At 45.1% G+C, this 21125-nt stretch carries 20 protein-coding genes and 1 tRNA gene; 19 read left to right on the forward strand and 2 right to left on the reverse strand.

All coding sequences use genetic code 11. The features are described from left to right. The first annotated feature begins 29 nt into the window (after nt 1–29). The 10 genes from spoVT (at nt 30) to Q1J64_RS11705 (ending at nt 9158) form a co-directional block, all read left to right on the forward strand. Nucleotides 30–566 carry a stage V sporulation protein T gene (spoVT, locus tag Q1J64_RS11660; protein ID WP_301109237.1) on the forward strand — a complete coding sequence of 179 codons (537 nt, stop codon included), beginning with the start codon at nt 30–32 and terminating at the stop codon, nt 564–566. Between the two features lie 571 nt (nt 567–1137). Further along, nucleotides 1138–2340, forward strand: coding sequence for an NAD(P)-dependent malic enzyme (locus Q1J64_RS11665; protein ID WP_301109238.1), 1203 nt, complete (start codon nt 1138–1140; stop codon nt 2338–2340). Between the two features lie 141 nt (nt 2341–2481). Beyond that, nucleotides 2482–3075, forward strand: a complete 594-nt coding sequence (gene ytaF / locus Q1J64_RS11670) for a sporulation membrane protein YtaF (protein WP_301109239.1) — start codon at nt 2482–2484, stop codon at nt 3073–3075. 56 nt (nt 3076–3131) lie between these two features. Continuing rightward, nucleotides 3132–4724, forward strand: a complete 1593-nt coding sequence (locus Q1J64_RS11675; protein WP_301109240.1) for a putative polysaccharide biosynthesis protein — start codon at nt 3132–3134, stop codon at nt 4722–4724. Nucleotides 4725–4729: 5 nt separating this feature from the next. Then, nucleotides 4730–6190, forward strand: a complete 1461-nt coding sequence (gene yabN / locus Q1J64_RS11680; protein WP_301109241.1) for a bifunctional methyltransferase/pyrophosphohydrolase YabN — start codon at nt 4730–4732, stop codon at nt 6188–6190. Further along, nucleotides 6187–6477: an RNA-binding S4 domain-containing protein gene (locus Q1J64_RS11685; RefSeq protein WP_301109242.1), complete on the forward strand. Its 291-nt coding sequence runs from the start codon at nt 6187–6189 to the stop codon at nt 6475–6477. Before yabN ends, Q1J64_RS11685 begins: the two co-directional genes overlap by 4 nt. Nucleotides 6478–7392: 915 nt before the next feature. Beyond that, nucleotides 7393–7689: a sporulation protein YabP gene (gene yabP / locus Q1J64_RS11690; protein WP_153723253.1), complete on the forward strand. Its 297-nt coding sequence runs from the start codon at nt 7393–7395 to the stop codon at nt 7687–7689. Beyond that, nucleotides 7686–8171 (forward strand): spore cortex biosynthesis protein YabQ, encoded by a 486-nt coding sequence (gene yabQ / locus Q1J64_RS11695; protein WP_301109243.1) that lies wholly within the window; start codon nt 7686–7688, stop codon nt 8169–8171. Before yabP ends, yabQ begins: the two co-directional genes overlap by 4 nt. Nucleotides 8172–8200: 29 nt before the next feature. Next, nucleotides 8201–8614, forward strand: coding sequence for an FtsB family cell division protein (locus Q1J64_RS11700; protein ID WP_301109244.1), 414 nt, complete (start codon nt 8201–8203; stop codon nt 8612–8614). Between the two features lie 121 nt (nt 8615–8735). Beyond that, complete coding sequence (locus tag Q1J64_RS11705; RefSeq protein WP_153723250.1) at nt 8736–9158, forward strand: S1 domain-containing RNA-binding protein; 423 nt, start codon at nt 8736–8738, stop codon at nt 9156–9158. A gap of 202 nt (nt 9159–9360) precedes the next feature. Here Q1J64_RS11705 and Q1J64_RS11710 read toward each other — a convergent pair whose 3' ends face one another. Continuing rightward, the gene (locus tag Q1J64_RS11710; RefSeq protein ID WP_301109245.1) at nt 9361–9495 is read right to left on the reverse strand and encodes a hypothetical protein; all 135 of its coding nucleotides are present in this window, start codon (nt 9493–9495) and stop codon (nt 9361–9363) included. A gap of 150 nt (nt 9496–9645) precedes the next feature. After that, nucleotides 9646–9719: transfer RNA gene (locus Q1J64_RS11715), tRNA-Met, on the reverse strand. 207 nt (nt 9720–9926) lie between these two features. On the opposite strand from Q1J64_RS11715, the gene Q1J64_RS11720 reads away from it, so the two are divergent. The 9 genes from Q1J64_RS11720 (at nt 9927) to Q1J64_RS11760 (ending at nt 21112) form a co-directional block, all read left to right on the forward strand. Beyond that, nucleotides 9927–12338 (forward strand): SpoIIE family protein phosphatase, encoded by a 2412-nt coding sequence (locus tag Q1J64_RS11720; RefSeq protein WP_301109247.1) that lies wholly within the window; start codon nt 9927–9929, stop codon nt 12336–12338. Nucleotides 12339–12358: 20 nt separating this feature from the next. Next, a complete protein-coding gene (gene tilS, locus Q1J64_RS11725) occupies nt 12359–13768 on the forward strand; it encodes a tRNA lysidine(34) synthetase TilS (protein WP_301109248.1) in 1410 nt (469 codons plus the stop codon). Between the two features lie 18 nt (nt 13769–13786). Further along, nucleotides 13787–14329 (forward strand): hypoxanthine phosphoribosyltransferase, encoded by a 543-nt coding sequence (hpt, locus tag Q1J64_RS11730; protein ID WP_301109249.1) that lies wholly within the window; start codon nt 13787–13789, stop codon nt 14327–14329. Between the two features lie 142 nt (nt 14330–14471). After that, nucleotides 14472–16520, forward strand: coding sequence for an ATP-dependent zinc metalloprotease FtsH (ftsH, locus tag Q1J64_RS11735; RefSeq protein ID WP_301109250.1), 2049 nt, complete (start codon nt 14472–14474; stop codon nt 16518–16520). Between the two features lie 165 nt (nt 16521–16685). Continuing rightward, nucleotides 16686–17450, forward strand: coding sequence for a type III pantothenate kinase (locus tag Q1J64_RS11740; RefSeq protein ID WP_301109251.1), 765 nt, complete (start codon nt 16686–16688; stop codon nt 17448–17450). A 14-nt stretch (nt 17451–17464) separates the two neighbouring features. Continuing rightward, nucleotides 17465–18355: an Hsp33 family molecular chaperone HslO gene (gene hslO / locus Q1J64_RS11745; protein ID WP_301109252.1), complete on the forward strand. Its 891-nt coding sequence runs from the start codon at nt 17465–17467 to the stop codon at nt 18353–18355. Next, complete coding sequence (locus Q1J64_RS11750) at nt 18333–19259, forward strand: peptidyl-prolyl cis-trans isomerase (RefSeq protein WP_301109253.1); 927 nt, start codon at nt 18333–18335, stop codon at nt 19257–19259. Before hslO ends, Q1J64_RS11750 begins: the two co-directional genes overlap by 23 nt. A 108-nt stretch (nt 19260–19367) precedes the next feature. Beyond that, a complete protein-coding gene (cysK, locus tag Q1J64_RS11755; protein ID WP_301109254.1) occupies nt 19368–20294 on the forward strand; it encodes a cysteine synthase A in 927 nt (308 codons plus the stop codon). Between the two features lie 161 nt (nt 20295–20455). Further along, nucleotides 20456–21112, forward strand: coding sequence for a peroxiredoxin family protein (locus Q1J64_RS11760; RefSeq protein WP_301109255.1), 657 nt, complete (start codon nt 20456–20458; stop codon nt 21110–21112). Nucleotides 21113–21125 lie beyond the last annotated feature (13 nt).

The raw sequence follows: 21125 nt of genomic DNA on the forward strand, positions 1-21125 counted from the left end.
TTTCATTTCGAGAAAGTGAGGCATTATACATGAAGGCAACGGGTATTGTCCGCAGAATTGATGACTTAGGCAGAGTGGTCATCCCAAAAGAAATTAGGAGGACACTCCGAATTCGTGAAGGAGACCCTTTAGAGATATTCACCGATCGAGAAGGGGAAGTCATTCTAAAAAAATATTCGCCTATATCAGAGCTTGGCGAATTTGCAGTGGAATATGCAGAGACGCTTTATGAAACGCTTGGAACACCTACTTTGATTAGTGATCGTGACGAGATGCTGGCGGTTGCGGGTCTGTCGAAAAAGGACTATGTCAATCGACAGCTGTCAGCTTCCTGTGAAGAGCTGTTGAACGATAGGACAATTATTGTGGAAAAACATGAAAAGTCAGTGGAATGGGTGCCTGGACAGGTAGAACAAATTAAATCATATTGTATTGCGCCGATTGTGACAAATGGAGATGCAATTGGTGCAGTCTATTTATTGTCCAAAGTTCACTTCGTTGGTGAAGTTGAACAAAAAGCGGCTGAAACTGCAGCAAACTTTTTAGCAAAACAGATGGAAAATTAAACAGATGCAGGAATTGTGCCAAATTGTTATCGGAAGACTCACGATCCAGAGAGAACGGATTGTGGGTTTTTTTGTGTGTGGATTTAGGGTTGAGGTCAAAGCCGTTTTGAGATTTCACTGTGACAAGTTGCAAAGAACCAATTTTGGTGCAGAACCTTAATTTATGGAGTTTTTACTTGTTTCTGCTGGAGACGGGACAGTTTCCAACCAAAACGAAAATTTTTCCTTCTATATAAAGGTGAAAGATTTCACATACTACCCATGTGATGAAATTCACATGGCGGAAATCTCCAAGTGAAGCTTTTCACATGCTTCATACGTGAAAATCTTCACATAAGCCAAATCAAAAGTGAAAGATTTCACATACTACGAAATTAAGCAAAAGTCAAAACTTTTTTTAAAAAATTTTACATGCTTATAAAAGGCTTGACAAAGCATATGTAACCGCTTACCAAGTTAGAGTTTTTAGAGTTGATAGAATATTCCCCCTTGTATTTGCTTTGTGAATGCGCTTATAATCACTATCAACAAGAACCACCAACTACTTAACAGGACAGGGAGAGAGATATTTATGAATAGGCAATACAAATCTTCTTTACACATGCATCAAATCCACAACGGGAAAATGGAGATTATTTCAAAAGTGCCTTTGGAAAATAAAGAGGATTTAAGTCTGGCGTATTCACCAGGAGTAGCTGAACCGTGTGTGGAAATCGCTCATGACCCTTCTCTTGCATATGAATATACAATAAAAGGGAATCTGGTCGCGGTCGTAACAGATGGAACTGCTGTACTTGGTCTGGGGGACATTGGTCCTGAAGCAGCTTTGCCGGTCATGGAAGGAAAAGCTTTATTGCTGAAGCAGTTTGCTGGAATCGATGCATTCCCAATTTGTCTGGATACCAAAGATCCGGATGAAATCGTCAATATCGTCAAAGCAATGAGTCCGACATTCGGCGCAATCAACTTAGAAGATATCTCTGCTCCTCGCTGTTTTGAAATTGAACAAAGATTACGCGAAGAATGTAATATCCCGATTTTCCATGATGATCAGCATGGTACGGCAATCGTTGTAGGTGCCGGATTAATCAATGCACTGAAATTGGTCGGCAAGAAAGCCAATGAAGTGAAAATTGTCTTAAACGGTGCAGGTGCGGCAGGTGTGGCTATCACGAAGCTGTTGCTTAGCATGGGCTTTGAAAACATTATCATGTGCGATTCTAAAGGGATCATCTTTGAAGGCAGAGATTACTCAATGAATAGCGTCAAACATGAGATGTCACTCATCACCAACCGTGAAAAAATTGAAGGTTCATTAGAACAGGCAATGAAGGGTGCAGACGTATTTGTGGGAGTTTCCGTGGCAAACTTACTGACAAAAGAATTAGTGGCAAGCATGAATACAGATCCAATCGTCTTCGGTCTTGCGAATCCTATTCCTGAAATGAAACCTGAACTTGCTGAAGAATACGGTGTTCGCGTGATTGCGACAGGACGTTCTGATTATCCGAACCAAGTAAATAATGTCTTGGCATTCCCGGGGATTTTCCGAGGTGCACTTGACGTCAGAGCAACAGAAATTAACGAAGAGATGAAGCTTGCGGCAACCTACGCAATCGCCGGTTTGATCAAAGAAGAAGATTTACGTGAAGATTACATTATCCCAGATCCATTTGATGATCGTGTTGCTTCGATTGTGGCGCATGAAGTAGGCAAGGCGGCAATGCGCACGAGCGTGTCAGTTGCTAAAGACATCATCCTTCCAACCCATTAAAACTGAGTATACCTACCAGTCTTCCACACTTTGTGAAAGACTGGATTTTTTTATTTGTACAGAAATTCACTGCCGCGCACACACGCTGTCTTCCCTTAGTACGTATAGTATGATAAAACCTATAGGCTGGGGGGAAATACAATGACTTGGCTGCTTGTCGCTGGCTTTGCTATTTCATCAAGTATAGATAACTTTGGAGTTGGACTTTCATATGGCGTTCAGCGGGTGCGGATCCCTGCTTTATCTAATTTGCTGATTACAGTAATTTGTTTTGCTTTTAGTTTAATCGGCATTATCTCGGGTGTCTGGCTCGCGGAATTGCTGCCCGGTATGCTGCCGGATCTTGTCGCATTTGCTGTTTTGAGTATCATCGGCTTACGGATCATGGTAATCTCGCTTTCGCAACAGAAGAAAAAGGACAATGGCGTGCTGAATGAGCCGGAGAAAATGGACTTTGACGGATCTTCCCATATTAGTTTGGGAGAAGCGTTGTTGCTGGGGGTGGCGCTGTCCGCAAATGCACTGACAAATGGTGTAGGTGCAGGGCTTCTGGAACTGTCCCCGCTTGCAATAGCCCTGTCTGCAGCTGTTGGAAGTTATCTAACTTTATGGATTGGTGTGGCGTTGGGAGTGAAGCTGACTGGCTTGCGGATCGGCAAGATGAGTGTCGGACAATTTGGTACGTTCATGAGCGGTGTCATCATTTTACTTATTGCATTCACACGTCTCTTCTAGCTTGGTTTAAGTAAATGGTATACTAGAAACCATCATCGAATGAAAGAGGCACATGTATGGCGTTGACTAAATGGAATATGAAGTCGTTTATGAAAGGTGCGTCCATTTTGACGATTGCTGCGATTATTGTCAAAGTGCTTAGCGCAGTCTATCGCGTGCCATTTCAGAATCTGGTAGGGGATAAAGGGTTCTATATTTATCAGCAAGTCTATCCGTTCATCGGGATTTTTATTGTTTGGACATCATCCGGTTTTGCGGTGGCAGTATCAAAAATGTTAGCCGAAAGTAAAGGGCCGGGCGAATCAAGGGGGATACTCCGCGTCTCTCTCGCCTACCTGTTCATTGTTGCAGGAATGATTTTCCTACTGCTGCGGGCAGGCTCGGCATTTTTTGCAGACGTAATGGGGGATGCTGCGTTAGCCCCTGTGTTGCAGACCGGTGCGTATATTGTTTTAGTGCTGCCGTTTCTAGCTGTACTGAAAGGTGCTTTTCAAGCAGAAGGACAGATGATACCGGTTGCGGTTTCGAATGTGTCGGAGCAACTGTTTCGGGTCATCATCGTTCTGGCTGGCACGTGGATTGCGGTACGTGCAGGTACGTCGCTTTATAAAATAGGTGAAATCACGATGTGGGCAGCAGTTGCCGGAGAAGCAGCAGGTGTATTCATTTTAACCTGGTTCTTCATGCGTCGTGAACGGGTGCCTTTGGTGAAGGTACAGCCGTGGCGGGTCGTTAAGGATCTGACGAAGTTAAGTATCAGCGTCAGTGCCAGTTCGCTGATTTTACTCGTATTTCAGCTGGTCGACTCGTTTACCATTTATAATGCTCTTGTTGAAACAGGAATCGCGAGCGAGAAGGCGATGGAAATGAAAGGTGTATACGATCGAGGCCAGCCGCTTGCTCAAATGGGGATTTTATTGGCTTCTACACTGGCGCTTGCGCTTGTACCTTTGATAGCCCATCATGCATCGAAAAAGGACGGGAACAGTGCGCTTCCTTTCATCAGTATGACGTTTCGCACATCGATTTTATTCGGCTGGGCGGCTACTGTAGGACTTGCGCTCGTGCTTCCGTATGTCAATGAAATGTTGTTTGAAACGCGGACAGGTTCTGCGGCGCTCATTATATTTTGTATCCAGATTCTATGGTTGTCGATCATATTACCGTTGACCGCGATTCTGCAGGGGAGCGGAAAAGTGCGGGGGCCACTGTTATTGATGCTGCTTGGTGTCGTCATTAAATCGTTATGGACGCCGTGGCTGGTGCGCCAGTATGGAATTGAAGGAGCAGCGATTTCAGGTGCTGCGGCGTTTGCCGTGGTGGCAGTGTTATTGATTATCTATTTCAAGCGCTATTGGAAGTTTTCACTGGCGCCGAGACGCTTTTACGCGGTACTGCTGGGGGCAGCGGCTGCGATGGCGGCGGTGCTACTTCCTTGGATGATGCTGTCGGATGTGTGGCTGTTTGATTGGCTGCCATCACGCTTGCAAGCCACAATGACAGCTTTGACGGGTGTAACGATCGGAGCAACCATATTCCTGTTCGTCGTATTAAAATCACGTATAATGAAGGAAAAAGAATGGTACTTGCTGCCGTTCGGAAAACGACTGGCTACTGTACAATTATGGTTGACTAAAAATAGAAGGTGAAGCATGTGAAGAAGATTACAGTTATCGGATTAGGTGCGGGCGACTTGGATCAATTGTCGCTTGGCACGTACCGTTTATTAAAAAAGGCGGATCATCTGGTTATCAGAACCGAAGAACATCCCGTAGTAAGTGAACTGCGTGCAGAAGGGCTGCAGATGGAAAGTTTTGATGCGATTTATGAAGCAAATGAATCGTTTGATATGGTGTATCAGACGATTGTCGAAAAACTGCTTGAAATGAGCGCGAATCATCCGATTACTTATGCGGTTCCTGGGCATCCGCTTGTGGCGGAGAGAACGGTTCAGTTATTGATTGAGAAAGAGCAAGCAGGCGAGATTGAACTGCAGATAGCTGGGGGCAGCAGCTTTTTGGATCCCATTTTCACCGCTTTGCGCATCGATCCGATTGAAGGTTTTCAGCTGCTAGACGGTACCGATTTGAAGCGCGACGATATTCGGATGGACCAGCACGTTTTAGTGGGACAAGTTTACGATTCCTTTGTCGCGTCAGACGTTAAGCTGTCGCTGATGGAAAAGTATCCGGATGAGCACATGGTCACGATTGTGACAGCTGCCGGTTCTGCCGATGAAAAGCTGACGGCTGTGCCGCTGTTTGAACTGGACCGGGCGGTGACCCTGAATAATCTCACGACAATCTACGTACCGCCGCTTGCTGAACGTGAGCAGCGTTTGAAAGAGTGGAGTTCATTCAGAGAAATCATTGCGGCCCTGCGTGCTCCTGATGGTTGTCCTTGGGATCGCGAACAGACCCACGAGACACTGAAACGTTATTTAATTGAGGAATCGTATGAACTGATTCAAGCGATCGATGAGGAAGATGATGAAGCAATCATAGAAGAGCTTGGAGATGTGTTGCTGCAAGTCTTCCTGCATGCGCAAATTGGAGAGGACAATGGATATTTCTCCATGGAAGACGTGTTGGAATCAATCGGTTCCAAGATGATTCGCCGTCATCCACATGTCTTTGGCCAGACAGAAGCGGATACAACGGAAGAAGTGCTGAGCAATTGGCAGGCGATCAAAGATCAGGAAAAACCACAGCGTAGTTCTTTATTGGAAGATCAGGCACGCTATGCTTCTTCGTTGCTGACTTCGTTCAATTATCAAAAAGCTGCTGCCAAAGTAGGTTTTGATTGGCCGGATAGCGAAGGGGCTTTTGATAAGTTTGAAGAAGAGTGGCAAGAGTTTCAGGCAGAAGTAGAGGGCGGCACTAAAGACCGTCAGCTTGACGAACTCGGGGACGTGTTGTTTACTATTGTCAACATTGCGAGATTCCTGAAGATTTCACCTGAAGAAGCGATGTGGCACGCCAATGAAAAATTCAAATCCCGTTTTCAATTTGTTGAGCAAAGTGTCCGGCAGGGGAGCGGCGAGTTCTCCACATATACGCTGGACGAGTTAGAAGAATTCTGGCAGCAAGCCAAACGAGAGGAAGAACCTACATGAGATTAGATAAATTTCTAAAAGTATCCCGCTTGATTAAACGCCGTACATTAGCAAAGCAAGTGGCGGATCAGGGACGCATTACCATTAACGGAAAGGTGGCAAAAGCCGCTTCTGACGTGAAGCCTGGCGATGAGCTAGCGATTCGTTTCGGCCAGAAGATTGTGACCGCTACTGTTAATGAGCTAAAAGCTTCGACGAAAAAAGAAGACGCAGCAGGCATGTACACCATCGTCAGCGAAGAGCGCCTTGAAAAAGTAGAGCCTGAGTTTGTGGATGATGAGGATTGAATAAGCAATGAAGTAAGAGACAGCTGTGTTTTGGCTGTCTTTTGGTTTGCGGGTAAAAAGATTGGCTAGTGGGGAGGAGACCGTTTCTCTTCGCTGCAGGCGGACGCTTTCCGCGGGCATGGCCTCAGCCGCTTCCCTCGCTACGCTCAGTCCAGGGTCTTCGGCTCATGCTATTCCCGCAGGAGTCGCCGCCTTCCGCTACGGTACACTGGCTTGGGTTTCAACACTTTACATATCAAATGGTAAGCAGAGCCTAATCGAATTATTGATTTTAATGTGATTATGTTCTTGTTAACTCAAGCAGCTATTGAATCAAGATCGATTTGAGTATTAGCATTATATGCATTCTAAACACAAGCTTAGGCTCGGCACTCCGAAACGGTTTCTAAACTACTTTTTGAGTAGACTCTCAGGAACAGGTTTTTATAATTAGCCATTTCATTAATGAGAACCTTTTTGAAAGTACTGCTACAACTCGTAATGATAAAAATAAGTAGTAGTATGAATTTGCAGTGGACCAACAAAATATTACTGCTTACATTGTAAGGATTGGAGCGTAAGCCGGTCGACTCCGGGAGGCTCAGCGTGCGCCTTGAGACCCCGCAGGGAGCGAGAGCCGTTGCGAAGTACGGTTTTTGCGAGTAAAAGCGCAGCGTTAGGAGCACACGCTCTTAGCGGACGAGGAGGCTCAAGCCACGCCCTCCGGAAAGCGTACCGGCTGAAGTGAGAGCCGTTACGGAGAACGGCTTTTGCGAGTAAAAGCGTAGCGTTAGGAGCACATCTTTGATTTAAATCCCAGACTGCCATCCTAATTCCACTTACTTCTGTAAACTAAACCCCCTCCAAAACCTTTTGTAATGTTTGCCCAACCCGACGCATATGATATGGGGAACGCACTAGAAAAGGGGGACGCATATGCAAATTCAAACTGACAGTTCTACGTATACCATTCCAACAGGAGATCATGTAGTGACCATGCGCAATCGTAAAAGAATGGATCTCACTTCTGTGAAAACAATTGACCGGTTCGACCAGGAAGAGTTTCTCGTTCGTACGTCGCAGGGAATGCTGCAAATTCGCGGAGAAGAATTGCGTATTGTACATTTGGATGTGGACAAGGGCTTGCTGACACTCGAAGGCTCTGTTCAGACCTTGCAGTACGATGAAGAAGAAGCCGGTTCACGAAACTTTCTCCATAAATTATTCGGATGAGTCTATCCGTCCAATTCTTCAGCTTACTCGCAATGATTGGAGCGGGAATCCTGGCGGGAGCCGTCATGGATTTATTCGGCACAATCATTGCTGCCTGTGATAAACGATCCTGGATCCGCAGGCGGGCATTCTGGTTTGAATTGGTCATCTGGGTGCTGCTCGGGGTCGGTGCATTTTGGGTATTGCTGATCGTACGCGAAGGGGCTTGGCGGATGTATGACCCTATTGCGCAGGTCAGCGGCATGCTGTTGTATGCAGTATTATTCCATTATCCGTTCCGGTTTGCCGGAAGGTTGATACTGCTGCTGGTCATCCGGCCTGTGTGGTATATCATCCGCTTGGTCATCCTGATTATTCGGCGAATCGTCCAAGCTTTGATCTCCATTCTGACATTTATTAGCTGGCCGGCTGTCCGGTTGGCTAAGAAGACTGGGAAATTCCTTCAAAAAAAAGGTAGAGTACTATATAATAGAGAACAATAGAGTATAAGAGTGAGAGAGGTGTGTGCGCCATGAACAAACCACAGAAGCCGACAACTCGGAACGTTACATCAATCGAAACTGAATATGTGCGCTCCATGCAGAAAAAAGAAAAATGGAAACTGGCACAAAAGAAGAGGCTGCGTAATCGCCTTATCGTCTTCGCCGTTTTGATGTGCGTTGTGTTTGGGAGTTTATTCAATATGTATTCCGGGCAGAAGAAATTATTGGCTGCGAAAGAAAAGGAAAAGACTGAAGCAATCGCGACACTAAAGGATTTAAATGCAGGGAAGGAACAACTGAATAAGCAACTGGCTAAGTTGGATGATGAAGAATATATCGCGAAACTAGCGCGAAAAGAATACTTCCTTTCTGAATCCAATGAGATCATATTTTCCATTCCTGACAAGAAAAAACCGTCAGAAAAAGAGGCGAGAAAAGAGTAGTCGTATTGACACTCTTTTTTTGTTGGCTATAATATAAGTAGGAGCCTGTAAAATACAGGCACTGCCAATATGGTTGATAGGCTTAAGGGCCGCTTAAAACTTAAGGAGGAGCATTTTTTTTATGTCAATTGAAGTAGGCAGCAAGTTAGAGGGTAAAGTAACCGGGATCACAAATTTTGGGGCATTTGTTGAATTACCGAACGGATCCACAGGATTAGTCCATATTAGTGAAGTAGCTGACAATTATGTCAAAGATATAAATGACCATCTAAAAGTCGGTGATATGGTAGAAGTAAAAGTGATGAATGTGGGAGCAGACGGTAAAATCGGTCTTTCCATCCGTAAGGCAAAACCTGAGTCAGAACGTCCTCAGCGTCCACAACGTCCACAAAGACCTCGTCCAGGCAGTAAACCGAGCTTTGAGCGACCAGAGAATTTTGAACAGAAAATGGCAAAATTCATGAAGGACAGCGAAGAACGTCTAACTACCTTAAAGAGAGCGACAGAATCCAAACGCGGCGGTCGCGGAGCGAGAAGAGGATAACTTGCTGTCTGTTTCAAACACTTAAGTTATATATGATCGATGGGGCTGCTTGAAAAGTGAACAAACACTTTCCAGGCAGTTTTTTTGTGTGCAATGAAATAAGCGATAGGAATGGAACTCGCCAAAGAGACCCTTCTGCGCACCTTACGTCAGCGGCAGGGGACCAAACTAGCCTGCAAGCGAATGAAAGCTGTATGAGCGCTCAGACAGCGGATTTGATCATGCCGTCCGTCCATATGATCGGCTGGCCGTGCTGAATGATCACGCAGCCGCCGCCTATGAGCGCAAACGGACTTTCTATGATCATCGACAGTTCTGCTACTGTCTTCGAACGCACCCATCATGCACTTCGGCATGCTAAAGAAAGCTTGAGACGATCCGAAGTCGCCCTTCAGCGCGGCAAAAAACCTCAATATTTAATAAAAGTCAAAGTTCCATTGAGTTCAAACAAAAAATCCCTTGCATCAGCAAGGGACTTTTATATGTATAGCGGCGGAGGGAGTCGAACCCACGACCTTTCGGGTATGAACCGAATGCTCTAGCCAGCTGAGCTACACCGCCAAGACATGCACATCCGAATCTTTTAATTCGAGCGCAACGTCTTTTATCATACAAGGCAAAGTGAGAAGTGTCAACAATTCTTTGGAAAAAAGAAAAAAAGAACCGGATTACGTCGAAATGTTTTTTGAAACCGCTGTCACAAACAGACAATTTCTCTTGGAAACCCCATGTATAGTTGCTAGTAAGAGAACATAGGGGGTATGGGAAATGAAGATGATTGACAATATGGAGAGACCGTTCGGCGAGCAGTTTAGAGTGGCATGGCAAGAACTGATGAACAGAAAAGTCTATATACTGACCGCGTTCCTTTTCTTGATCGGCTCCTTCTTTCTGTCTCAGGCAGTAGTATTCGACATGGCGGTTCCGTTTTTCTTATCTATCTGGGCGCTGGCCACTGTGCGTTACCGGCAGTATCTGATCTACGTGTTCATTGGAGGCATGGCGGGAAGTGCGTTTTTAGGAATGGGACAAGCCGTGATTCATCTGGCGCAACTGCTGCTGTTTCACACGGCAATCAAGTCTCCGTTTGTCAAAAAGTCTATTCCGCTCGCCGTGGCAGGCTGCATGATCGTCCCGCAGATCATATGGCAGCTTATTATGTATAGCGGGAGCCCGCCTGTGACAGTACAGCTGTCAATCGGGCTGGAAGCTTTGCTTGCTTTGTTCATGACAGTGTTCATGCTGCTCGCGTTTCCTTCTATCGAAAGATTACTGTATGGACCATGGAATCCTGAACAAGTAAGTGCGATGTGCATAGTAGGTGCACTCGCGACGACCGGGATGGGCGGCTTGCAGCTCGGCTACATTTCGGTGGCAGGGGTGTTCTTGTTTCTTGCGATTTATGTAGCCGCCATGGTAGGCGGCGTTCCATTCGCGACAACGGTAGGTATGATTATCGCGTTAATTATAGGTGTTTCTGATTTGGCCTTCACTGGCATGATGGCGCTCTACGGTATGACAGGGTTGCTTGCAGGTGGACTGAAGAGGTTTGGGAAAATAGGTATTGTAACAGGGAGTTTATTTGTATCGGTCTTTTTCCTGCTGTACGACGCGACTTTACCGCTGGATACAGTCCATTTCGCCACAATGGGTGTGGCAGCTATACTGTTTTTCTTTATTCCTTCGAGCAGAATGAACCGGATCCGTCAGGTTTTTTTGCCGAAGCAGGAAGGTATTTCGGAAAAGCGTCAGCAATGGCTGGCGGATAAATTAGATGGACAACTGGAAGAGTTTCAGCAGTTTGCTCATTTCATGTCGACACTCGTCAATGATCGTTTTTCTCCAGAAGAGGAAGTTGCGGCTGCAGATTCAGTGCCGTCTATTTGCCAATCCTGTTTCCGCTATAAAAAATGCTGGGAAAGTGAGGACGCCAGTATGGCTACTTTAGTAAATGAATGGGAATCGACCTATTCTGCAACGAAAAAGGCAGCCCGTCTGCGCGTGGAAGAGAAGATGAAGTTTAAATGTCTGCGTTTTAAAGGATTGCTTAATGAATTAGAAGAACACGGTACGAACCGTTTATTGATGGGACAACTGCAACACGGAAGGAAGATGCTGGCACTGCAATTACGTGATATGAGTACACATATAGAAAAAGTGATGCGTGAGGTGAAGGAGGATCTGACGACGTATAAAATGGCTGAGGAGGAGCTTGCAAACCGTCTGCAAGCGCAAGGAGTGGAGTTTTTCCAAGTAGATATATTATCTGAAGAAAGAGGTGCCTGCAAAGTAGTCATATCAATTCCCGAGAAGAAAGCAGATTTTGAAACGGAGACAACCGTAGGAGAATATTTAATTCTGCCTATTCTGGAACAGATGTATGAAGAACCGATCTATATTTCAAAATCCACTTTTCAACCGTTCCCGTTTCCGCATATGCAGTTGACATTCAGTTCGGCCGTTCGTTTTTCATTGGATTATGATATTGTCACGACAGCCGGCGGAGGTACATTCCAGGCGGGCGATGCGTATGAAGTGTTTAAAATTCATGATGGACTGTATGCCGTGCTGTTATCTGACGGCATGGGACAAGACCTCAATGCCTATCACGAAAGTAGAAAAGTTATTCGTTTAATGCGTGAATGTTTGGGGCAGAATATGGATCCAGAAACAGCGATCCACACGCTTCACTATATGATGGCGCTGAACGGTTTGGATGATATGTATGCGACGCTTGATCTGGCACTCATTGATTTGCAGGAAGGCCGGCTGTGGTCGTGGAAAGCGGGTTCGATGAGTACGTATATTAAACGGGGAGAGGAATGTATTCGTCTTGACAGTAAGAATGTACCGTTTGGTTTCCTGCCATCTTTTTCCATAGAAGCAAAGCAGGAGGAGTTAAAGTCAGGCGATATTCTGGTCATGATGACAGATGGAATTTTTAATGGTGAAATTCCACTGGAGGCACAGGAGAAAGTGCTCCAGCAGACAATTGAACGATATAAAGAACTGGATTGCCGGACGATTGCAGATCAGATTATGGCGGAAATGGAACGTACATTTGAAACAGTTGATGACGACAGAACGATCTTGGTAATGAAAATGGATCATGTGGTGCCAAAATGGTATAGCGTAAATAAAAAATCGAGGATTATTTCTCAGCAAAAGGTGGTAGGATAGAGACAGAAGGGTGATGAATCATGAAGAGTTTGACACAGAAAGTTTTGCAGTTCATCGACAGACAAACGCTGATTCCTCCCAATTCCCGTGTGCTTGTCGCTTGTTCGGGTGGTGTTGATTCGATGGTGCTGCTGCATTTTCTTGCAACCCATCAAGACGTGCTATCGATTGAAGCGGGTGCCATTCATATTGATCATATGCTTCGCGGCAAAGAGTCCGCTGAAGATGCATATGTAGTAGAACAGCTGTGCAACAAATTTCATTTGCCATTTTTTGCTGAACAGGTCCCGATTCCGTCGCTGGTGGAAAATACCGGTGGCAATGTGCAGATGCTGTGCAGAGAAGAACGTTATAAAGTGTTTGCAGAAACGATGCAGCAGCATAATTTCACGGCGTTGGCAACTGCTCATCACGCAGAAGACCAGCTGGAGACGGTGCTGATTCAACTAACGAAAGGACGCACGATGAACGGCATGCCCTTGCAGCGGCCATTTCATCAGGGGAGCGTGGTTCGTCCCTTCCTTCCCTTGAAAAAAGAAGAGCTGTATGCGTATGCCGCTTCTCATGGTCTTTTGTACAGAGAAGATCCGAGCAATCAAAAAGATGATTATTTGCGCAACCGTATCCGGCATCAAGTGGTGCCATTGTTATCGGAAGAAAACCCTTCTGTTGCAGACGGGGTCGTACAATTAACTATGCAGCGCCAAGCGGAAGAAACATTTTTGCAGGAACTTGCGCTGAAGTACTGGAAGCCAATTGTTCAATATACCGATGAACAGCTTCCTTCTTTTGATCGAAAGGCATTTCTGGCTATTCCTCAAGCTTTACAAAAGCGGGTGATTCAACTACTATTAAGTTGTCTTCCAAGCCCTGAAATCGTTAAAGCGGAGCAGCGTTCTGCAGTAGTGGAAGAACTGTTAAAGCATATTTGCAATACTTCAGGAAACAGTACGATGGATTTGGCTTATGGCTACCGATTTGTTAGAGAATATGATAAACTGCTAGTTACAAAAACGTATATGGATACGGCATCCCTCTGTCCAAAAGTACTGTCAAAAGGAACTTGGCATTCTTGGGGAAGTATACAGTTTTATTGGCAGCATACTGAGGCGCACGCGATCGAACAAATTCGATCCTCAGATGAAGTGCGTTACTTTCGATTGCCTGCCTCTGAACTGCCGCTGACGGTGCGTCTTCGGGAACCCGGTGATCGATTACAGTTAAAAGGCATGTCTCAGACAAAGCGTGTATCACGGTTATTGATTGATGAAAAAGTTGGAATGACGCAAAGACAGCAGCAGCCGGTTGTTACAACGGCAAGCGGTATCGTATGTGCGGTGCCGAGCGTTCGGTATGGTGAGATGTTTTTATCTTCCCAACCGAAAGGCGAGTCATACATATGGATTACGCGAGAAGGCGAAAATAGATAAAATGGAGGGGACGAGCCGATGATCGCACAAGATATCGAGCAAGTTTTAATTTCAGAAGAAGAACTTCAAGAGAGAGTTAGGGAACTCGGGGCTACTTTAACGGAAGAGTACCGCGAGAAGTTTCCGTTGGCAATTGGCGTCTTAAAAGGGGCATTGCCATTCATGAGCGATCTTATCAAACGAGTTGATACGTATATTGAATTGGATTTCATGGACGTATCAAGCTATGGTAACGCAACGGTCTCTTCAGGCGAAGTGAAAATTGTCAAAGATTTGAACACAAGTGTAGAGGGCCGCGATGTACTGATCATTGAAGATATTATTGACAGTGGAAAGACATTGAATTATTTAGTGGAACTATTTAAATATAGAAAAGCCAACTCCATCAAAATTGTAACCTTACTGGATAAACCGACAGGCCGCAAAGTGGATCTGAAGGCAGATTATGTAGGGTTCAACGTTCCAGATGCATTCGTTGTCGGCTACGGACTCGATTATGCGGAAAAGTATCGGAACTTGCCATACATTGGTGTGCTGAAAAAAGAAATTTACTCTTTTTAACGCTTTCCGACTAGGCTTAGAACGGCCGGTTTGAAAGCCTTTTTCCATGAAGGCATTTTCATTGTAGAGTCGAGTTAATCTATGTTAAAATTTACAATAGTTTTCTGTTTAGTTTTTGTTGAATGAGATGAGGAGGCTTGGGATGAATCGAATACTTCGATACTTTCTTTTATATGGATTGATCTTCCTTGCAATCATGGGGATATTCAGTTCGCTAAATAATCCAAATCCGAAGATGAAACCGATTCGGTATGACGAATTCGTCGCAGCGCTGGAGGCAGGAAAAGTCGAAAACGCTACTTTTCAGCCTTTACAGCTCGTGTATGAAGTAAAAGGGGAAATAGAAGGCTACGAAAAGGGAGAGACATTCGTAACCAATGTTCCATCAAATGATATGGACGGTATTAAGGAAATCGCGCAAACGACAAAGACGGAAATTGATTTCCTGAAGCCGGCTGAAACCAGTGCATGGGTATCGTTCTTTACAGGTCTTGTGCCATTTATCATCATTATTATCCTTTTCTTCTTCCTATTGAATCAATCACAAGGCGGCGGTGGCGGTCGAGTGATGAACTTCGGAAAGAGTAAAGCGAAACTGCAGACCGATGATCGAAAGAAAGTACGTTTTAATGACGTAGCAGGTGCAGATGAAGAAAAAGCCGAGCTGGAAGAGGTCGTTGACTTCTTGAAAGATGCTCGCAAGTTTGTAGAGCTCGGTGCGCGGATTCCTAAAGGGATTTTGCTCGTAGGGCCTCCGGGTACAGGTAAAACTTTGCTGGCGCGTGCAGTTGCAGGTGAAGCGGGTGTACCGTTCTTCTCGATTTCAGGTTCTGATTTCGTGGAGATGTTCGTAGGTGTCGGTGCTTCCCGTGTGCGTGACTTGTTCGAGAATGCAAAGAAAAATGCACCATGTATTATCTTTATTGATGAAATTGACGCAGTTGGACGTCAGCGTGGCGCAGGCTTAGGCGGCGGGCACGATGAACGTGAGCAGACATTGAACCAATTGCTTGTTGAAATGGATGGCTTTGAAGGCAACGAAGGAATTATTATCGTTGCTGCTACAAACCGTCCGGATATTCTGGACCCTGCTCTTCTTCGTCCAGGACGTTTCGACCGTCAAATTACGGTTGGCCGCCCGGATGTTAAAGGGAGAGAAGCTGTACTGAAAGTCCACGCACGTAACAAGCCGCTGGATGATTCGGTGGATATGAAAGCTCTTGCACAGCGTACACCTGGATTCTCAGGTGCTGATCTTGAGAACTTGTTGAACGAAGCGGCACTTGTCGCGGCAAGAAGAAAGAAAACCAAGATTGATATGTCCGATATTGATGAAGCGACAGACCGGGTAATTGCGGGTCCTGCAAAAACAAGCCGCGTCATATCTAAAAAAGAACGCAATATCGTGGCCTTCCACGAAGCTGGGCACGTAGTTGTCGGCTTGATTCTCGATGATGCGGAAATCGTCCATAAAGTAACGATTGTTCCACGCGGGCAGGCAGGCGGTTATGCCGTTATGCTTCCGAAAGAAGACCGTTACTTCATGACGAAGCCTGAGCTTCTCGATAAAATCGCAGGTTTACTCGGCGGCCGTGTATCAGAGGAAGTTGTTCTTGGCGAAGTATCTACGGGTGCCCACAATGACTTCCAGCGTGCAACTGGTATTGCGCGTTCAATGGTTACGGAATACGGAATGAGTGATAAACTCGGACCGATGCAGTTTGGTCAGTCGCAAGGCGGCCAGGTATTCTTGGGACGTGACTTTAATTCCGAGCAGAACTATTCTGAGTCAATTGCATATGAAATTGACCAGGAAATGCAACGGATCATTAAAGAGCAATATGAGCGTACAAGACAAATACTCACTGAAAACCGTGATTTGCTTGATCTGATTGCTACGACTTTATTGGAAGTCGAAACGCTTGATGCGGAACAAATTAATCACTTGAAAGACCATGGTGTCTTACCTGAGCGACCATACGAAAACGGCAATGGCGCAGGCGATGTGAAAGAGTCTGAAACGGAGACTCCAAAACTTGCTGACGCGACGGAAACGGATTCGAATGAAACTTCTGATGTAAATCCAGACGTCACGGGTGCACCACAAGACCCGTCTGTCGGAGATTTGCCGAGTGAAAGTGGAACAGGTGACAAAACACTTCCTTCCATTGATGAGGAACGCAGAGATTAAGTGCAACAACAGCCGACTGTATATAGCAGTCGGCTGTTTTCTTATGACGGGGCTATTGTTGAAGTGCTAAAACTATGTTGAAAAGACAAACCAACTGCTTGTATAGTGACCGAATGTTTATGGTATGATGTGTGGGAAAAGTCAGAGTAAGAGAGGAAAACGACTATGCTGTTAGTATTAGATACAGGCAATACCAATATTGTTTTAGGTGTGTATGAGGGAGCCGAATTAAAGCATCACTGGCGTATGGAAACATATCGTCATAAGACGGAAGATGAGTATGCGATGCAGGTCAAAGCAATGTTCCAGCACGTAGGTCTTTCATTTAAAGACATCACTGGAATCATTATTTCCTCTGTGGTGCCACCCGTCATGTTCCCGCTGGAGCAGATGTGCAAAAAGTATTTCAAGCAGAAACCAATGATCGTGGGTCCGGGTGTAAAAACGGGCTTAAATATTAAGTATGAAAATCCCCGGGAAGTCGGAGCAGACCGTATCGTTAATGCGGTAGCGGCCATCCGTGATTATGGCAGCCCGCTAATTATCGTCGATTTCGGTACAGCCACAACATATTGCTATGTCAATGAACACGGTGAATACATGGGAGGCGCGATCGCTCCCGGAATTAAAATTTCGATGGAAGCTCTTTTTGACCGTGCGTCCAAATTGCCGCGAGTAGAGCTGGCACGTCCTGAACATGTAGTGGGTAAAAATACAGTAGCAGCTATGCAGTCGGGTATCATATTCGGCTATGTCGGACAGGTCGAGGGTATCGTCAACCGGATGAAAGCAGAAAGCAATATAGAGCCTACTGTCATTGCGACAGGCGGGATGGCCGAACTGATATCTACAGAAACGAAAATCATTGATGTAGTCGATAACTTCTTGACGCTTAAAGGGCTGCATCTCATATATGAAAGAAATCTGTAATAGGAGTGAAGAACATGTCAACTGATTATTTAGTAAAAGCACTTGCGTTCGATGGAGTAATTCGGGCGTATGCAGTACGCTCTACAGATACAGTAGCGGAAGTCCAACAGCGTCACCAGATGTGGCCGACTGCAACAGCGGCACTCGGCCGTACGATTTCAGCATCAGTCATGATGGGTGCAATGCTAAAAGGTGATAATAAACTGACTATCAAAATTCAAGGTAACGGTCCGCTGGGGCCAATTGTTGTGGATGCCAATGCTCATGGAGAAGTCCGTGGTTATGCAACGAATCCACAGACGCATGTTCCGTTAAATGAAAAAGGGAAATTAGACGTGCGCGGTGTTGTCGGTACAGAAGGAACACTTTCTATTGTTAAAGACCTTGGACTGAAGGATTATTTCACAGGACAGGTTCCTATTATTTCCGGGGAAATAGCGGAAGACTTCACGCAATATCTGGTTGTCTCTGAACAAGTGCCTTCTGCTGTAGCGCTAGGTGTACTTGTGAATCCGGATAACACGGTGAAAGCTTCTGGTGGTTTTATCATTCAGGTGATGCCTGGTGCTACAGATGAAACAATCACTCTTCTAGAGGAAAAGATTGCGAATATGACACCTATTTCTACAATGGTCGATCAAGGTCTCACTCCTGAAGGGATCCTTACAGAAGTATTAGGCCAGGAAAATGTAGAGTTCCTGGACAAAGTAGATGTGAGATTTGATTGTGAGTGCTCGAAAGAACGTTTTGGTGAAGCGATAACGGGTCTTGGCGTTGTAGAGATACAGGCAATGATTGACGAAGATCACGGCGCTGAAGCACAATGTCATTTCTGTCTGGAAACGTATCAGTATTCGGAGCAAGAGTTGAAGGGGTATATTAATGAGATTCAATCGACCGACTGAGCTTGCTTCGGCACCCCAGAAAAAGCGACTGAAAACGAAGCCGTTTGTTACATTATTAGGAGTTTTATTGGCCATGAATGTCTTTTGGGTATTTCATTGGCTGTTGACTGATCGTTCTCCTGCTGCAGATACAGAAGAAGTGGCTTCTGTGGCGGGTGAGCCGATCACCCGTGCGGAATGGATGTCGGCAATGGAGCAAGAGGTAGGAAGAGAAGTACTGGAAGATTTAGTGAATCATCGGGTTATGAATGCTGCCGCTAAAGAATACGGTATAAAAGTATCGGATAAAGAGGTTGATCTCGAGCTTGCGTTGATTACATCAGTCGATGGCCAGCAGCACTCAGGACTTGATACGGAGCAGACGAGGAACCAGATTCGCAGTGAACTGATCTTAGAGAAAGTACTTACGAAAGATGTAGTGATTAAGGAAAGCGCTATCAAAAAGTACTTTGAACAAAATGAAATGTTCTTTCATGTACTGCCTGCCTACCGTACGTCGATCATTGTTTCTGCCACAGAAAAAGAGGCGAAGCAGGTAGCCGATGAACTGAAGGGCGGTTCTGCGTTTTCTGCGCTTGCAAAAGAGCGTTCCATTGATCGTTCTTCTGGTAACCTGGGTGGCGACCTCGGCTATGTAAATTCACAGACAGAAGATGTGGATCCGCAGGTGATTAAAGCGGCAGAAAAATTGAAAGCTGATGAAGTGGGTAAGCCGTTTGCGTTAAAGGACGGAACCTATGCAATTGTTACGGTTCTTGAAACGATTAAAGAACGTGATTTTACATATGCAGAAGTAAATGACCATATCAAGCGCCAACTTGCTTTGGAACAGCTGCCTGAATCAGTAAGTCCGGAAGCCTTCTGGAAAGAGTTTGATGCAGAATGGTTTTACGGTAAGAAGTGAAATCAGATTGTAATTCTCTGAATAATTTAATTGACAAGAGAAAAGTAAGGTAGTATGATTAAAACAATAAAACATATCAAACTACTAGGGATTAGGAGTGGATCATTTATGAGTAAAGTCGGAAATTCAGTAATTGATTTAGTCGGCAACACCCCTCTCGTCAAATTAAATCGGTTAACTGGTGCAGAGGATGCAGACGTTTATTTGAAATTAGAATACTTTAATCCGGGTTCGAGTGTTAAAGACCGAATTGCACTGGCGATGATCGAAGCGGCTGAAAAAGACGGCAGCCTGAAAGAAGACAGCACAATCATTGAACCGACAAGCGGCAATACAGGAATCGGCTTAGCAATGATTGCAGCAGCTAAAGGCTATAAGGCTGTTCTCGTAATGCCTGACACAATGAGCTTGGAACGTCGCAATTTGCTTCGTGCATATGGAGCGGAATTGGTATTGACTCCGGGTGCTGAAGGTATGAAAGGCGCAATCGCAAAAGCAGAAGAATTATCGAAAGAAAACGGCTGGTTTCTTCCTCAGCAGTTCAATAACGAATCAAATCCTGAAGTACACCGTTTAACGACGGGTCCTGAAATTGCAAATGCGCTTGACCGCGTAGATGCTTTCATCGCAGGAATTGGAACAGGTGGAACGATCACAGGAGCTGGTGGTGTTTTAAAAGAACGTTTCCCGGAAATTAAAATTGTAGCTGTTGAGCCTGAAGATTCTGCTGTACTATCGGGTGCCAAACCGGGTCCGCACAAGATTCAAGGAATTGGAGCAGGATTCGTCCCGAAAGTATTGGACACAGATATTTACGATGAAATCATTCAAGTCTCGAATGACGATGCATATGATTACGCGCGCCGTGCAGCGCGCGAAGAAGGAATTTTAGGTGGCGTATCATCTGGTGCTGCCATTGTAGCTGCGTTGCAAGTTGCAAAGAAACTCGGCAAAGGCAAAAAGGTAGTAGCTATTATCCCGTCCAACGGTGAGCGCTACTTGAGTACACCGCTTTACCAATTTGACGAAGAATAACCCAAAGAGCGCTCATTTGCGCTCTTTTTTTCATATTCCAGTAGAAACAGGTAAAACCTCTACGCTTTCGTCAGACTATAAGATTCTGTATAATTGCTATAGGTGAGTTAGATCTACAATTTAAAATAAACTGCGTAATAAACATAACGAGGAGGCTGGCTGTGAAAAAGTGGAGTATGCTGATTTCAGTATTGATTATTATCAGTATGATGACGATTGTTATCATAACTAGACAAGAAATAAAGAAAGAAACTGGCGGAATGCCGGGATATGAAAGCGCCATGATGAAAGATATGTCTAAAGGTGAGCTAGCGGAAGTGCCGGAAGAGTGGCGGGTAGCTGAAGGTGACGACAGCGTTACAGAAGATGAGGAGAAAGAATCTGGTCTGGCAAGAGGAGATCTGGCACCTGACTTTGAATTGACCACGCTGGACGGAAAAACGGTAAAACTATCTGATTACCGAGGCAAGAAAGTCATGTTGAACTTTTGGGCATCCTGGTGTCCGCCATGCCGGACTGAAATGCCGCATATGGAAACCTATTATAAAGAATACAAAGATACAGACAATATGGAAATACTGGCAGTTAATATGACAAAAACAGAAGTCAATAAAGAAGAGAGCGCGAAAGAGTTTGTAGGTGAGTACGGGCTAACCTTTCCGATTCTATTGGATAAAGATAGTAAAGTGATGAAAATGTATCGTGTAATGGCTTATCCAACCACGTATATTATCAACACGGAAGGCGTCATCACAGATATAGTCGTATCAGCAATAGATGATAAGTTTCTGAAGAAGATTATAGACGAAAGCAAATAAATTTAAACTAGAA

This window comes from Sporosarcina sp. (assembly GCF_029257255.1).
GTDB lineage: Bacteria > Bacillota > Bacilli > Bacillales_A > Planococcaceae > Sporosarcina.